At 69.0% G+C, this 13,777-nt stretch carries 10 protein-coding genes and 2 pseudogenes; 5 read left to right on the top strand and 7 right to left on the bottom strand.

The genetic code is table 11. From position 1 onward, the window contains the following. Nucleotides 1-77 precede the first annotated feature (77 nt). Complete coding sequence (locus tag ACW9UL_RS05150; RefSeq protein ID WP_457789304.1) at nucleotides 78-671, top strand: nucleotidyltransferase family protein; 594 nt, start codon at nucleotides 78-80, stop codon at nucleotides 669-671. On the opposite strand, the gene ACW9UL_RS05145 is transcribed toward ACW9UL_RS05150, so the two are convergent. Then, on the bottom strand, nucleotides 668-1,558 hold the full coding sequence (locus tag ACW9UL_RS05145) for a LysR family transcriptional regulator (protein ID WP_457789302.1): 891 nt from the start codon (nucleotides 1,556-1,558) through the stop codon (nucleotides 668-670). The genes ACW9UL_RS05150 and ACW9UL_RS05145 overlap by 4 nt on opposite strands. A 104-nt stretch (nucleotides 1,559-1,662) precedes the next feature. On the opposite strand from ACW9UL_RS05145, the gene ACW9UL_RS05140 reads away from it, so the two are divergent. The 4 genes from ACW9UL_RS05140 to ACW9UL_RS05125 all read left to right on the top strand — a co-directional run bounded on the left by ACW9UL_RS05140 (nucleotide 1,663) and on the right by ACW9UL_RS05125 (nucleotide 5,908). Beyond that, a complete protein-coding gene (locus ACW9UL_RS05140) occupies nucleotides 1,663-2,361 on the top strand; it encodes a CoA transferase subunit A (RefSeq protein ID WP_021443594.1) in 699 nt (232 codons plus the stop codon). Between the two features lie 12 nt (nucleotides 2,362-2,373). Then, entirely contained in the window at nucleotides 2,374-3,030 is a 657-nt protein-coding gene (locus ACW9UL_RS05135; RefSeq protein WP_457789300.1) for a CoA transferase subunit B, read from the top strand. 180 nt (nucleotides 3,031-3,210) lie between these two features. Then, nucleotides 3,211-4,389 carry an acetyl-CoA C-acetyltransferase gene (locus ACW9UL_RS05130; protein ID WP_457789298.1) on the top strand — a complete coding sequence of 393 codons (1,179 nt, stop codon included), beginning with the start codon at nucleotides 3,211-3,213 and terminating at the stop codon, nucleotides 4,387-4,389. Between the two features lie 175 nt (nucleotides 4,390-4,564). Continuing rightward, entirely contained in the window at nucleotides 4,565-5,908 is a 1,344-nt protein-coding gene (locus ACW9UL_RS05125) for a short-chain fatty acid transporter (RefSeq protein ID WP_457789296.1), read from the top strand. Between the two features lie 13 nt (nucleotides 5,909-5,921). Here ACW9UL_RS05125 and ACW9UL_RS05120 read toward each other — a convergent pair. The 6 genes and pseudogenes from ACW9UL_RS05120 to ACW9UL_RS05095 all read right to left on the bottom strand — a co-directional run. After that, nucleotides 5,922-6,155: pseudogene (locus ACW9UL_RS05120) on the bottom strand (response regulator transcription factor); the annotation flags it as partial. Between the two features lie 135 nt (nucleotides 6,156-6,290). Then, nucleotides 6,291-8,087 (bottom strand): annotated as a pseudogene (locus ACW9UL_RS05115) (winged helix-turn-helix domain-containing protein); the annotation flags it as partial. Between the two features lie 509 nt (nucleotides 8,088-8,596). After that, a complete protein-coding gene (locus ACW9UL_RS05110; RefSeq protein ID WP_397496204.1) occupies nucleotides 8,597-9,967 on the bottom strand; it encodes a DUF1329 domain-containing protein in 1,371 nt (456 codons plus the stop codon). 28 nt (nucleotides 9,968-9,995) lie between these two features. Continuing rightward, nucleotides 9,996-11,762 carry a DUF1302 domain-containing protein gene (locus tag ACW9UL_RS05105; RefSeq protein WP_397496203.1) on the bottom strand — a complete coding sequence of 589 codons (1,767 nt, stop codon included), beginning with the start codon at nucleotides 11,760-11,762 and terminating at the stop codon, nucleotides 9,996-9,998. A gap of 212 nt (nucleotides 11,763-11,974) precedes the next feature. Beyond that, nucleotides 11,975-13,132, bottom strand: a complete 1,158-nt coding sequence (locus tag ACW9UL_RS05100) for a phospholipase D-like domain-containing protein (RefSeq protein ID WP_397496202.1) — start codon at nucleotides 13,130-13,132, stop codon at nucleotides 11,975-11,977. After that, nucleotides 13,132-13,704: a YceI family protein gene (locus ACW9UL_RS05095; protein WP_397496201.1), complete on the bottom strand. Its 573-nt coding sequence runs from the start codon at nucleotides 13,702-13,704 to the stop codon at nucleotides 13,132-13,134. The genes ACW9UL_RS05100 and ACW9UL_RS05095 overlap by 1 nt, the downstream gene beginning before the upstream one ends. Nucleotides 13,705-13,777: the final 73 nt, after the last annotated feature.

Here is a 13,777-nt window from a genome sequence, read left to right as displayed (position 1 = left end):
ATGCTGAGCCGTCTTCGCCCGCGCTTGCCGGCTGGCAAGCCCCTTCGACCTCGCCACCCATGCAGTGGAAACCGCCCATGGCCATGCCCGCCCCGCCCCTCGCCGTCGCCGCCCTGATGCTGGCCGCCGGCTACAGCCGCCGTTTCGGCGCCGACAAGCGCCGCGCGGCCCTGGCCGACGGCCGCTCGCTGCTGACCGCCAGCCTGGCGCTGCCCTGCGCGGCGCTGGACGAGGTGTGGCTGGTGCTGCGCCCGGACGAGACGCCCGCCGAGCTGGGGCTGCCGGCATCCGTGCGCATCGTCCAGGACCCGGCCAGCGCCCAGGGCATGGGCCATAGCCTGGCCGCCGGGGCGCGGCGCCTGCTGGCCGAATCGTCGGCGCAGGCCGTAGCGATCTTTCTCGCCGATATGCCGCGGATTCGCCGCGACAGCCTCGATGCCCTGCTGGCGCAAGCCGACGCCGAGCGCATCCTGCTGCCGAGCTATCGCGGCAGCCGCGGCCATCCGGTGCTGTTCGGCCGCCGCTTCTGGCCGCAGCTCGCCGCGCTGAGCGGCGACACGGGCGCCAAGTCGGTCATCCAGCAGCACCCGGGCGCGGTGCGGATCGTCGAGCTGGACGATCCGGGTCTGGTGCTGGATATCGACACCGCCGAGGACTGGCTCCGCCTCTAAGCCTCGTCCCCCGCCTGGCGCATCAGCGTCTCGCTCAGCGCCTGGGCGGCGCGGGACAGCTGGTGCCCGGCCAGGTGCAGCAGGCCGACGCGGCGGGCGACCTGTGGCTCGCGCAGCGGCAGGCAGCGCGCGCCCAACTCCTCCATCTGCCGCCGGCACAGGCTGGGTACCGCGCTGACGCCCAGGCCCTCGGCGACCATGCGCCCTACCGTCACCAACTGATGGCTCTCGAAGGCCACCGGCAGCTTGCCGTGCGTGGCGATGACGCTGTCCTCCAGCAGCAGGCGCACCGCCGAGGGCCGCTGCAGGGTGATGAAGGGCTGTTCCAGCAGCTGCGCCCAGCTCAGCTCGGCGCAGGCGGCCAGGGCGCTGGCGGCCGGCACCACGGCGACGAAGCGGTCGTCGTACAGCGCGGTGAATTGCAGGCCGTCGAGGGTCGCCGGCTCGAAGGCGATGCCCAGCTCGACGCGGCGGTCGCGCACCATCTCCAGCACCTGCTCGTTGATCACGTCGTGCACCGTCACCCCCACCCGCGGATGGGCGTCGCGGAAGGCGCGCAGCGCCGCCGGCAGGCGGTTGCCGGCGAACGAGGGCATGGCCGCCACCGCCACCCTGCCCAGCTGCAGGCTGAAGTGCTGGCGCAGCAGGTCCTCGGCGTTGTCCCAGTCGGCCAGCAGGCGCACGGCGATCGGCAGCAGGGTCTCGCCCTCGGGGGTCAGCGCCACGCTGCGGGTGGTGCGCACCAGCAACTGGCCGCCGAGCGACTCCTCCAGGTTCTTGATCGCCAGGCTCAGCGCCGGTTGCGACAGGTGCAGGCGTTCGCAGGCCTGGGCGAAGCTCAGGTTCTGCGCCACGGCGAGGAAGGCGCGCAGCTGCTTGACGGTCATTGATTTGCTTACCTGATTAATTCAGAGGAAAAACAAACTTAACAAATCACTCCCCAGAGCTGAAGCTTGGCCTCACCCCGGATAACAACAAGAGGCACCCCGAGATGAGCGGACTCGACAAGCGCGTCGGCAGCTATGAAGAAGCCCTGGACGGCCTGCAGGACGGCATGACCGTGCTGGCCGGCGGCTTCGGCCTGTGCGGTATCCCCGAAAACCTGATCAAAGAGATCCGCCGCCGCGGCGTGCGCGACCTCACCGTGGTGTCCAACAACTGCGGCGTCGACGGTTTCGGTCTCGGCGTGCTGCTGGAAGACCGGCAGATCCGCAAGATGGTCGCCTCCTACGTCGGCGAGAACGCGCTGTTCGAGCAGCAGCTGCTGTCCGGCGAGCTGGAAGTCGAACTGACCCCGCAGGGCAGCCTGGCCGAGAAGCTGCGCGCCGGCGGCGCCGGCATCCCCGCCTTCTTCACCGCCACCGGCTACGGTACCCCGGTCGCCGAGGGCAAGGAAGCACGCGAGATCAACGGCCGCCACTACATCCTCGAGCCGGCCATCACCGGCGACTTCGCCATCGTCAAGGGCTGGAAAGCCGACCACTTCGGCAACGTGGTCTATCGCCACACCGCGCAGAACTTCAACCCGGTGGTGGCCACCGCCGGACGCATCACCGTGGTCGAGGTGGAGGAGATAGTCGAGCCCGGCGAGCTGGACCCGACGCAGATCCACACCCCCGGCATCTATGTCGACCGGCTGATCTGCGGCAGCTTCGAAAAACGCATCGAAAAACGCACCCTGCGCGCCTGAGGAGAGACGACCATGGCTTTGACCCGTGAACAGATGGCCCAGCGCGTCGCCCGCGAACTGCAGGACGGCTACTACGTCAACCTCGGCATCGGCATCCCCACCCTGGTGGCCAACTACGTGCCCGAGGGTATGCAGGTGATGCTGCAGTCGGAGAACGGCCTGCTCGGCATGGGCGCCTTCCCGACGGAAGCCGAGGTCGACGCCGATATGATCAACGCCGGCAAGCAGACCGTCACCGCGGTCAAGGGCGCGTCGATCTTCAGCTCGGCCGAGTCCTTCGCCATGATCCGCGGCGGCCACGTCGACCTGACCGTGCTCGGCGCCTTCGAGGTGGACGTGCGCGGCAACATCGCCTCCTGGATGATCCCCGGCAAGCTGGTCAAGGGCATGGGTGGCGCCATGGACCTGGTGGCCGGTGCCGACAACATCATCGTCACCATGACCCACGCCTCCAAGGACGGCGAGTCCAAGCTGCTGGAGCATTGCAGCCTGCCGCTGACCGGCTGTGGCTGCATCCGCAAGGTGCTGACCGACCTGGCCTACCTGGAGATCGAGAACAACGCCTTCGTCCTGCGCGAGCGCGCGCCGGGGGTGAGCGTCGAGGAAATCGTCGCCAAGACCGCCGGCAAGCTGATCGTCCCCGAACACGTGCCGGAAATGAGCTTCTAAGTTGTCTACCGTCTCGAAGGCGCCACCACGCACGGCGTCTTCGGGGCGTTTTTAGTTCGGCCAGATGGGGCTTGTGGCAGAGGCTTTAGCCGCGACTGGAAACTCGCCGCTAAAGCGCTTCCCACGGCTCTGGTATCGCACTGCAGCGTGGAGCGATTCGCTCTCGCCTAGGAGTCAAGCATGCAAGACGTCGTCATAGTCGCCGCCACCCGCACCGCCATCGGCAGCTTCCAGGGCAGCCTGGCCGAGATTCCCGCGCCCGAGCTCGGCGCCATCGTGATCAAACGCCTGCTGCAGCAGACCGGCCTCGATGCCGCCCAGGTCGATGAAGTGATCCTCGGCCAGGTGCTCACCGCAGGCTCCGGGCAGAACCCCGCACGCCAGGCGGCGATCCGCGCCGGCCTGCCGCATGCCGTGCCGGCCATGACCCTGAACAAGGTCTGCGGCTCGGGCCTGAAAGCCCTGCACCTGGCCACCCAGGCCATCCGCTGCGGCGATGCCGAGGTGGTGATCGCCGGCGGCATGGAGAACATGAGCCTGGCGCCCTACGTGCTGCCCAAGGCGCGCACCGGCCTGCGCATGGGCCACGCCCAGCTGCAGGACAGCATGATCCTCGATGGCCTGTGGGATGCCTTCAATGACTACCATATGGGCATCACCGCGGAGAACCTGGTGGAGAAATACGGCATCAGCCGTGAAGCCCAGGACGCCTTCGCCGCCGCCTCGCAATTGAAGGCCTGCACGGCCATCGAGACCGGTCGCTTCGATGCCGAGATCGTTCCGGTGCTGATCCCGCAGCGCAAGGGCGACCCCGTCGCCTTCGCTCGTGACGAACAGCCGCGCGCCGGCACCACCGCCGAGGCGCTGGGCAAGCTCAAGCCGGCGTTCAAGAAAGACGGCAGCGTCACCGCCGGTAACGCTTCCAGCCTTAACGACGGCGCCGCTGCCGTGCTGCTGATGAGCGCGGCCAAGGCGCAATCACTGGGCCTGCCGGTGCTGGCCAGGATCAAGGCCTACGCCAATGCCGGCGTCGATCCGGCGATCATGGGCATCGCCCCGGTCTCGGCCACCCGCCGCTGCCTGGACAAGGCCGGCTGGAACCTCGCCGAGCTGGACCTGATCGAAGCCAACGAGGCCTTCGCCGCCCAGGCCCTGGCGGTCGGCCAGGAGCTGGGCTGGGACGCGGCCAAGGTCAACGTCAACGGCGGCGCCATCGCCCTCGGCCATCCCATCGGCGCCTCGGGCTGCCGTGTGCTGGTGACCCTGCTGCACGAGATGATCCGCCGCGATGCGAAGAAGGGCCTGGCCACCCTGTGCATCGGCGGCGGCCAGGGCGTGGCGCTGGCCATCGAGCGCTAAGCCAAAGCCGTAGCTTGGGTCGAGGGGCGCAGCCCCGAAGCCCAACCAGGCAACGACGATAACCAGCTCGGCCTCGTGCCGGGCTTTGTCATTTCCACCCCAACCCCAGGCTCAGCCAACCTCGCATGCCTGGCCGTCAGCCCCACTTCACAACCATAAAAAAGAGGCGTCATCCATGTTCAACACCCTCACCCGCCTGAGCGTGAGTCTGGTACAGCGCTACCTACCCTCACCCTTCGTGTTCTCCGCGCTGCTGACCCTGGCCGTGCTGGTCGCCGGCATTTCCTCCACCGGCCAGTCGCTGCCGGCCATGGTGCAACACTGGAGCAGCGGTTTCTGGACCCTGCTCGGTTTCGCCATGCAGATGGCGCTGATCTTCGTCACCGGCCACGCCCTGGCCAGCGCCCCGGTGGTCAACCGCCAGCTCGACCGCCTGGCCAGCATGGCGCGCACGCCGGGCCAGGCCATCATCATGGTCACCCTGGTGGCGCTGCTCGGCTGCTGGATCAACTGGGGCTTCGGCCTGGTGATCGGCGCCGTGTTCGCCCGCGCCCTGGCGCGCCAGGTGCAAGGCGTGGACTACCCGCTGCTGGTGGCCTCGGCCTATTCCGGCTTCCTGGTCTGGCACGGCGGCCTGGCCGGCTCCATCCCGCTGTCCATGGCCACCGGCGGCCCGGATCTGGCGCGCATCACCGCCGGCGTGCTGAGCGAGCCGGTGAGCATCAGCGAGACCCTGTTCAGCCCGCTGAACCTGACCATCGTCATCCTGCTGTTCATCGGCCTGCCGCTGCTCAACCGTGCCATGCACCCGCGCCAGGACGCCAAGGTCGCCGATGCCGCCAAGCTGGTGGAATCCCACGCCCAACTCCCGGAGCGCGAAACCCCGGCGCAGCGCCTGGACGACAGCCGCATCCTCGGCCTGGCGCTGGTGGCCATGGCGGCGATCTACCTGTTCAACCACTTCGCCAGCAAGGGCTTCGTCCTCGGCCTCGACGTGGTGATCGCCATCTTCCTGTTCTGCGGTCTGCTGCTGCACGGCACCCCGGAGCGCTACATGCGCGCGGTGGACGAGAGCGTGCGCGGCATCGGCGGCATCGTCCTGCTATTTCCCTTCTACGCCGGGATCATGGGCATGATGATGGGCGCCAACGCCGACGGCATCTCCCTCGGCCGGCAGATCACCGAGGCCTTCATCTCCTGGTCGTCGGCCGACACCTTCCCGCTGCTGGCCTTCCTCAGCGCCGGCGTGGTCAACGTCTTCGTGCCGTCTGGCGGCGGCCAGTGGGCGGTGCAGGGGCCGATCATGCTACCGGCGGCGCAGGCCCTCGGCGTGTCGCCCACCGTCACCGCCATGGCGATCGCCTGGGGCGATGCCTGGACCAACATGATCCAGCCGTTCTGGGCCCTGCCGCTGCTCGGCATCGTCGGCCTCGGCGCGCGCGACATCATGGGCTACTGCCTGATCATGCTGCTGTATTCGGGCGTGGTGATCTGCGGCGCCTTCTACTTCCTCGGCTGACCACCCTGCCCGCTCAATCGCCCATCAAGCCCCAGGCCTTGGCCATCGCCACCGCCTGGGTGCGGCGCTGTACGCCGAGCTTGACGTTGATCCGCCGTGCATGGGTCTTGACCGTGTGCAGGGAGATGAACAGGCGGTCGGCGATCTCCTGATTGGAACAGCCCTGGGCGATCAGCTGCAGCACCGCCAGCTCGCGGCCGCTCAAGGGGGCCTCCGCGGCGGCCGCCTCGCCCTCACTCGCGGCCGGCAACGGCAACTCGTCGGCGACGAACCACAGGCCCTGGTAGTTCAAACGCTGGCGCAGGGCCTGCCCGGTCTGCCTGGCGCAAGTCGCCGTCGGGGCATCCGTGCAGGCCTCGGCATAGCTCAGCCAGAACTCGCAGGCCAGGGCCTGACGCCCCTCGGCCAGCGCCCGCTCGAGCAGCCGCTGCAGCGCCTCGCCAATGTCGCGGCCCTGGTCCCGATCGAGCAGCAGCAAGAGGTGATGCAGGCGCGGCAACAGGTCGGGAAAGTTGGGCGGCGGTAGCATGACCTGATGCCTGCGCCAGTGTTCGAGCACCCGGGTGAGCGCCTCGCGGGCGCGCTCGTGATGGCCCTGCCACGACCACAGACGGCTGCTGACGAGCAACAGCACGCCCCGATAGAGCGAATCCGCCACCCCCTGGCGCTGCATCAGGCGCTCGGCCTCGGCCAGGCGGGCGAAGGCCGCCGCCAGGTCGCGCTGGCGCGCCGCCAGCTCGGCCAAGCCGAGGTAGCCATGGAAGGCGCCGGGATCGCCATGTTCCAGGGCAACCGCGAGGCCGGCGTGAAATTGTTCGCGGGCCTCCTCCGCACGGCCCAGGCGCAAGGCCAGACGCCCCAGGCGCAGAACAATCCGCCCGCACACCGGGGTGTTGCGCAACACCCCGCCGTCCGGCTGCTCGAGCACCCGCCGCAGCAGCGCCTGGGCGCGGCCGAACTCGCCGCGGGCCTCCAGTAACAACGCATGATCGAGCTCCAGCAGCGCCTCGAACACCAGGCTGCCGCAGCGCCGCGCCTGCTTCAGCGCCTCGTAGCCCAGCAGCTGGGCATCCTCCAGACGGCCCTCGCCGATGGCCATCTGGGTCAACACCGAACGGCACAGCAACGCCTGCGCCCAGGCCCCCTCCGGCAGCATGGCCAGCGCCTCGAGGACATGAGCGCGGGCCTCCTCGGCGCAGCCGCGGCCATAGGCGGCGATACCGCGTATGGCCTGCCACTGGGCGAACAGCTCACGCAGCCGCTCGCCATCGGCACGCGGCTGAAAGCGCGCCAGCTGGTCGGCACAGTCCTGCGCCTCGTCCAGGCGTCCCACCAGCAACAACGCCCAGGCATTGAGCAGGATCAGCCGCGGCGTACTGGCCAGCAGGTCCTCCGGCAGTTCGCCGCGCCAGCGCAGGATCAGCGCCAGCTCCTGCCCCTGCAGCAACTGTTCCTCGGTGAAGCGCTCGAGAAAGCTCGCCGCCACCTCCGGCTGTCCGCCGAGCAGCGCGTGCTCCACCGCCGGTCGCACCTCGCCGCGGGCGGCGAACCACTGGCTGGCGTGCAGGTGCAGGCTCTGGCTGCCGCCGCCGACGCGTCGCTGCAGCACCTGGGCCAGCGGCGGGAACAGCACGAACCAGTCGGCGGCGCCCTCCAGCGCCTCGATGAACAGGCCGCGGGCGCGCAATGCCTGCAACCAGGCGGCGCCCTCGCCCACCCCCAGCAGGTGCTCGCACAGCTCGGTGCAGAAGCGCGGCAGCTGCGCCAGTTGCAGCAGCGCCTGCAGCAGTTCGTCCGGCAGGCCGCGCAGCACCTCGTGCTCGACGTAGTCGCGCAGCAGTGCGCAGCCGGGCGCGACAGCCCCCTCGCGCTCGCCCTGGACGGCGAGCAGGCGCAAGGCCGCCGGCCATCCCCAGGTCTGCGCCCGCAGCGCCTCGGCGCCGGCCACGCGGCGGCCATCGAACTGCGCCAGCCAGGCATCGACCTCGGCCAGGCTGAACGCCAGGTCGGCGCTGCCAAGCTCGAACAGCTCGCCCTCGAGCAGCAGCCGGGGCAGGTTGCAGGCCGGCCGCCGGCGGCTGCCGAGCCACCAGTTCAGCCCCGGCGCGGCGGCCGCGAGCAGGCGGTCGAAGCAGGCATCGAGTTCGGCGTCGGGCTCGCGCGGGTAATCGTCGAGCATGATCCACAGCGCGCGTGGCTCTTGCGCCAGCGCCGCCAGCAGCTGGGCCTCGGTGAAATCGGGCGGGTAGCCGAGGGCCACGGCCAGCTGTCGGCAGAATTCGCCCGCCGACCAGGCCTGGCCGGCGCAACCGAGCCACACCGGCAGGCGCCCGGCGGGACAGGCACGGGCGCAATCGGCGAGCAGCACCGACTTGCCGAAGCCGGCCGGCGCGATCAGCAGACGCAGGCGGCAATCCTGCTCGAGCAGGCGCTGGATCAACGGCTCGCGGCGAATGTGCCCCGGCGGCTGGCGCAGCGGCACGCCCTTGCCGCAGGACGGCACGACCAGGGGCGTGGAGGGAGCGTAAGCGGTCATAGCGGCTCTGAATTGTTCTTATGCGGGGACCGGCTGATTGCAGGCTAGTGCGCAATCCCCGCGGCCGACAGCTGTATCACCGGCCCTGATGAGGACCAATAAAAAAGGCGGCCCGCAGGCCGCCCGAACATGGAGAGACGCTTGCCCCGGACTCAACGCACCCCGGCGGTACGCAGCGCGGCGGGCGTGTAGTCGGCGCCGGTGGCCTTGAAGCCGAAGGCGTAGGCGGACTTCTCCTCGTTCTTCATACCCAGCGCCAGATAGCGACCGGCGATCAGGTCGTACAGGGCTTCCAGGGTGTAGCCCGGCACCTTGTGGTTGTAGTAGCTCTGCGCATGCCCCTCGGCTACCCGCCACAGCTGGCCGCGACCGTCGTAGTGGTCGACCAGCGCCAGCTGCCAGCTGTCCTCGTCGAAGTACATGTGGCGCTTGGCGTAGATGTGGCGCTCGCCGGACTTCAGCGTGGCCTCCACTTCCCAGACCCGGTGCAGCTCGTAGCGGGTCAGGTCCTGGTTGATATGCCCGGCCTTGAGCACGTCGTCGTACTTCAGCGTGGGCGAATCGAGCTTGTAGCTGTTGTAGGGGATGTACATCTCCTTCTTGCCCACCAGCTTCCAGTCGTAGCGATCCGGGGCGCCGGAGAACAGGTCGAAGTTGTCGGCGGTGCGCATCCCGTCGGCGGCGGTACCCGGGCCGTCGTAGGCGACCTGCGGGGCGCGGCGCACGCGGCGCTGACCGGCGTTGTAGAGCCAGGCCAGGCGCGGCTCCTTGACCTGGTCGATGGTCTCGTGGACCAGCAGCACGTTGCCCGCCAGGCGCGCCGGCGCGGTCACCCGCTGCTTGAAGTAGAGCAGAACGTTGCTCGCCTTGTCCGCATCGATGTCGGGCATGTCGGCGGGAAACGCCACCTCGTCCTCGAACCGCACCAGGCTGTAGGAACCGCCGGTCTGCGGAGTGGCCTGGGTGATCCAGCGCCGCACGTTGCCGCCGCGGTAGCGGGTGATGTGGTTCCACACCACCTCGATGCCATTCTTGGGGATCGGGAAGGCGTAGTAGCGGCTGTCGGCGAAGTTCTGCAGGCCGTTGCCGCCGTCCACCGCCGTGGTATGGAGAGCGCTGCGCTTGGCTGCGGCGTAGATCTCGTCGGGCACCGCGGCGCTGCGATGAGTGGAGTAGACCGGGATCTTGTAGCTGTCGGCGTAGCGCTTGAGCATCGCCAGCTGGCCGGCGGACAGCTTGTCGCGGTACTGCTCGGCATTGGCCGCGGTGATGGTGAACAGCGGTTGCTCGGCGGCGAACGGGTCGGCGAGGAAGCCCTTGGCGTCGACCGCACCGGCGTTGCTCGGCAGGCCGCCGGTCCAGGCGGGGATGCTGCCGTCGGCGTTGCCGGCCATCTCCGCGCCGAGCGGGGTCAGGCTGGTGCCCAGTTGCGCAGCCTCCTGTTCGGAGACGGCGGCCATCACACCGGTCGCCAGCAGGGTCAGGGCCAGCGCTCCGCTTTGCAGGATTCTTGTAGTTTTCATCGGGTACGGATCCTTTGCGCGTGGTTGATCAGAAGTTCACACCGAAGCTCAGGGCCACGAAGTCGCGATCGGTGATGGTGTTGTACTCACCGCCGAAGAAATCGGTGTAGCTGAGGCTGGCGTTGTAGGTGTTCTGGTAGTCGGCATTCAGGGCGATGCTGATGGCCTTGCTGCCCTCGTTGAAATTGGGCCCGTAGCCGTCGACGTCATGCGACCAGGCCACGCTTGGCGTCAGGTTGACCCCGGCGAAGACGTTGCTGTAGTCGGCGCTGGCGCGCAGGCGGTAGCCCCAGGAGGTGTCAGTGTGGAAGCCGTCGCCCTGGCATTCGTCCGGGTTGGCGGCGTTGAACGCGGCGCACACCCCCGGCGCGCTGAACTCGCCGGCACCGTAGATCGGGTCGCGGCCGAAGCGCAGCTCGCTGGGGTCGTCCTTGATCCCGCCGATATGGTTCCAGCCCACCTCGCCGAGCAGGGTCAGGCGGCTGGCGCCGAGCACCCGATCGATGAACTGCACCGCGGTGAGCTGTGCCTGGGTGAAGGGCTTGCGCTCGTAGCCGTGGAGATCGGCGCTGGCGACGTTCTGCGCATGACCGCTCTCGAACACCGGGTTGAACGGCAGGCCGAGGGCGGCGAAGGACAGGTCGGTGGAGTTGATCTGCATCGGCATGTTCGGCCGGTAGCTGATCTCGCCGGACAGCGCGGTGCCGCCGACGTTGGTCTGGAAGCTCAGGCCGTAGAGGCGGATGTCCTCCGGGTACTCGATGAAGTAGCGCGCGTTCGGCGCACCGGGAATGAAGCTGACGAAGTTCGGCGTGGTGGTGCGGATGGTGCTGAACACCGGGTTGCGGCTGTGGTAATTCAGTGCGTAGAGGCCGAACTCGGTGTCGTTGAGCTGTTCGGCGAACCAGCGCAGGGCCAGGCCGTACTGGCCGCTGTCGCGCGCGTCGCGGTCCCCGGCGCGGGGAATGTAGGCGTTGTCGACGAAGGAGTTGGTCGACTCGCCCGGCGGCAGGTCCGGGCCGAACACCACGAGACGATCCTCGCAGCCGTCGGCGACCACGTCGGAGGTGGAGAAGAAGGTGCCGCAGTTGTCGACCACGGTCTGGTCCCACTCCAGCTGATAGAACACCTCGGCCGAGAAGTTGTCGCTCAGGCTCTGCGAGACGTAAATCATGTTGACCGGAATCAGACCTTCCTTGATCTCGGCGCCGGGGCGGCGGAAGGCGGCGACGTCGATGGGGTTGATCGAGTTGATGCTGTTGCCGATAAAGGTGCTCTCGCCCCAGCTGACCACCTGCTTGCCGACCCGCACGCTGCCCGGCAGATCGCCGAGGCTGTAGTTGTGGTAGATGAAGGCGTCGAGGATTTCCGCACCTGCACTTTGCGCGGCGGTCTTGCGGTTGTGATCCTCGATGTCGTAGAACAGCCGGCTCTCGTCCTTGGTCTCGAAGTCGTACCAGTACTTGCCGCGGACGAACACACCGGTGTCGCCGTACTTCAGCTCGAGGTCGTGAATGCCCTTGAAGATCTTCGAGAAGGTCTCGCCCTTCTTGAAGTTCAGCCGGCCGTCGTCCGAGGTGCGCGAGGAGGCCTTGCCGCCACTGGCGACGGAGACGAAATCCGGGTCCGCGCCACGTACCGACCAGCTGGCGCCGACCGACAGCGAGCTGTCGAACTGGCCCTCGATCTCGCCGATATTGAAGGTGATGGCCTGCGCGGGGGCGGCGAATCCGACGGCGATGGCCAAGGCCAAGGTGTGCGGCTGGAAGATTCCGGGCCCTGTTGTTCTTGTCATGCGGGTCTCCTGAGGTTGGGGTGCGACTGCCCTGCACCCTACGCAGCGACCGACGCCCGGATAAGCGCACCAAGGAGGGATTTCATCTGTCGCCCGAAAGTATGAATGGCGCCCTGGCGCGGGCGGCGCGCGACCACCCTCAGGCTGCTGAATGACGAAACATCAGGCCAACGGGGAACTTTCCCAGGGGGCGGGCCGGTATTGCGTGGCGTTCAGCGCCAGCGATCGAGCAGGTTGACCGCCAGGCGATCCAGCCAGCCCCACAGGCGCTGCTGCAGGCGCCCCCACCAGGGCCGCGCGCGCCACTCGTCGAGGGTGATCTCGGCGCTGGCGGCAAAGTCGGCGACGAAGCTGGCCGTCACCGCGGCGGTCAGTTCGGGGTCGAGCGCCTCGAGGTTGGCATCGAGGTTGAAGCGCAGGTTCCAGTGGTCGAAGTTGCACGAGCCGACGCTGACCCAGTCGTCCACCAGCACCATCTTCAGGTGCAGGAAGCGCGGCTGATACTCGAAGATGCGCACCCCGGCCTTGAGCAGGCGCGGGTAGTAGCGCTGGCCGGCGAAACGCACCGGCGGGTGGTCGGTGTGCCGGCCGGTCAGCAGCAGGCGCACCTCGACGCCGCTGGCCGCGGCCCGGCGCAACGCCCGGCGCACCTTCCAGGTCGGCAGGAAATAGGGCGTGGCCAGCCACACCCGATGCTTGGCCACGCGCAGCGCGCGCACCAGCGACTGCAGGATGTCGCGGTGCTGCGCCGCATCGGCGTAGGCCACCCTGCCCAGGCCCTGCCCCGCCGGCGGATTGCCCGGCAGCTTGCGCAGCCCCGGCAGCCGCGGCGGCTGCCAGGCGAAGCGCGCCAGGCAGGCCTGCCACTGGTACTCGAACAACTGCTGCCAGTCGTGCACCAGCGGCCCTTCGATCTCCACCATGACCTCGTGCCAGGCGCTGTCGGCCTGCTCCGGCAGCCAGAACCGGTCGGTCGCGCCGGTGCCGCCGACATAGGCCAGGCGCCGGTCGACCAGCAGCAGCTTGCGGTGGTCGCGCTGGAAATTGCGCAGGCCGCGGCGCCAGCGCAGCGGGTTGTACCAGCGCAGCTGCACCCCGGCCGCCTGCAGGCGCTGGCGCAGCGCCTGGCCCAGGCCGGCGGAGCCGAAGGCGTCGAACAGGCCGCGCACCGCCACGCCGCGCGCCGCCGCCCGGCACAGCGCGGCGACCAGGCGCTCGCTGCACTGGCCGTCCTCGACCAGGTACAGCTCCAATTCGACCTGGCGCTCGGCGGCGTCGATGGCGGCGAGCATGCGCGGGAAGAACTGCGGGCCGTCGAGCAGCAGGGCGAAGCGGTTGCCGCCGCGCCAGGGGAAGATCGCGCCGCGCATCAGCGAGCGGTGAAGATCAGCACCGCACCCACCGGCACCGACAGGCTGATGGCGGACAGGTCGGCCACCTTGCGCAGCGCCTCGATGCCGCTGGCCAGGCCGAAGTCCTCGGCGTGCAGCACCAGCGGCGCCAGGCTGACCACCTGGAAGCGGCGGTCGTCCAGGCGGGTGACCAGCAGCTCGGCCTCCAGCTGGCGCGCGCGCTCGTTGAGGGTCAGGGTCAGCGGCAGGCGCAGTTCCAGCTGCGCACCCGGCGCCAGGTCGGTGAGCTGCGCCAGGTTCACCTGCGCGGCGACCCGCGCCTCGGGCAGGCGCTCGGTGTCGAACAGCATGGCGCGCAGGCGCTCGTCGCGCAGCGGGATGCCGGTGCTCAGCGAGTCCAGCTCGATGCGCAGGCGGGCGCGGCCGTCGGCGGTGATCTGGCCGTGCAGGGTGAGGAAGCGGTGCACCTCCGACAGGTTGCCGGAATGGGTGGAGATAAAGGACAGCCGCGAGGACTCGTTGTCCAGGTACCAATCGGCCTGGACGGGCAAGGCGGCAGCCAGCAGCAGGGCAAACAGCGAACGACGCATGGGGACTCGGCAAACGGCATGACCAGGCGCAACGATAGTCGCCGCGGCCGGGCTTGCAAAGCCCGGCGCCCTG

Source organism: Pseudomonas sp. PL-6, from assembly GCF_054110165.1.
Note: the sequence above shows the minus strand (reverse complement) of the source record. Positions and strands in the feature narration are given on the sequence as shown.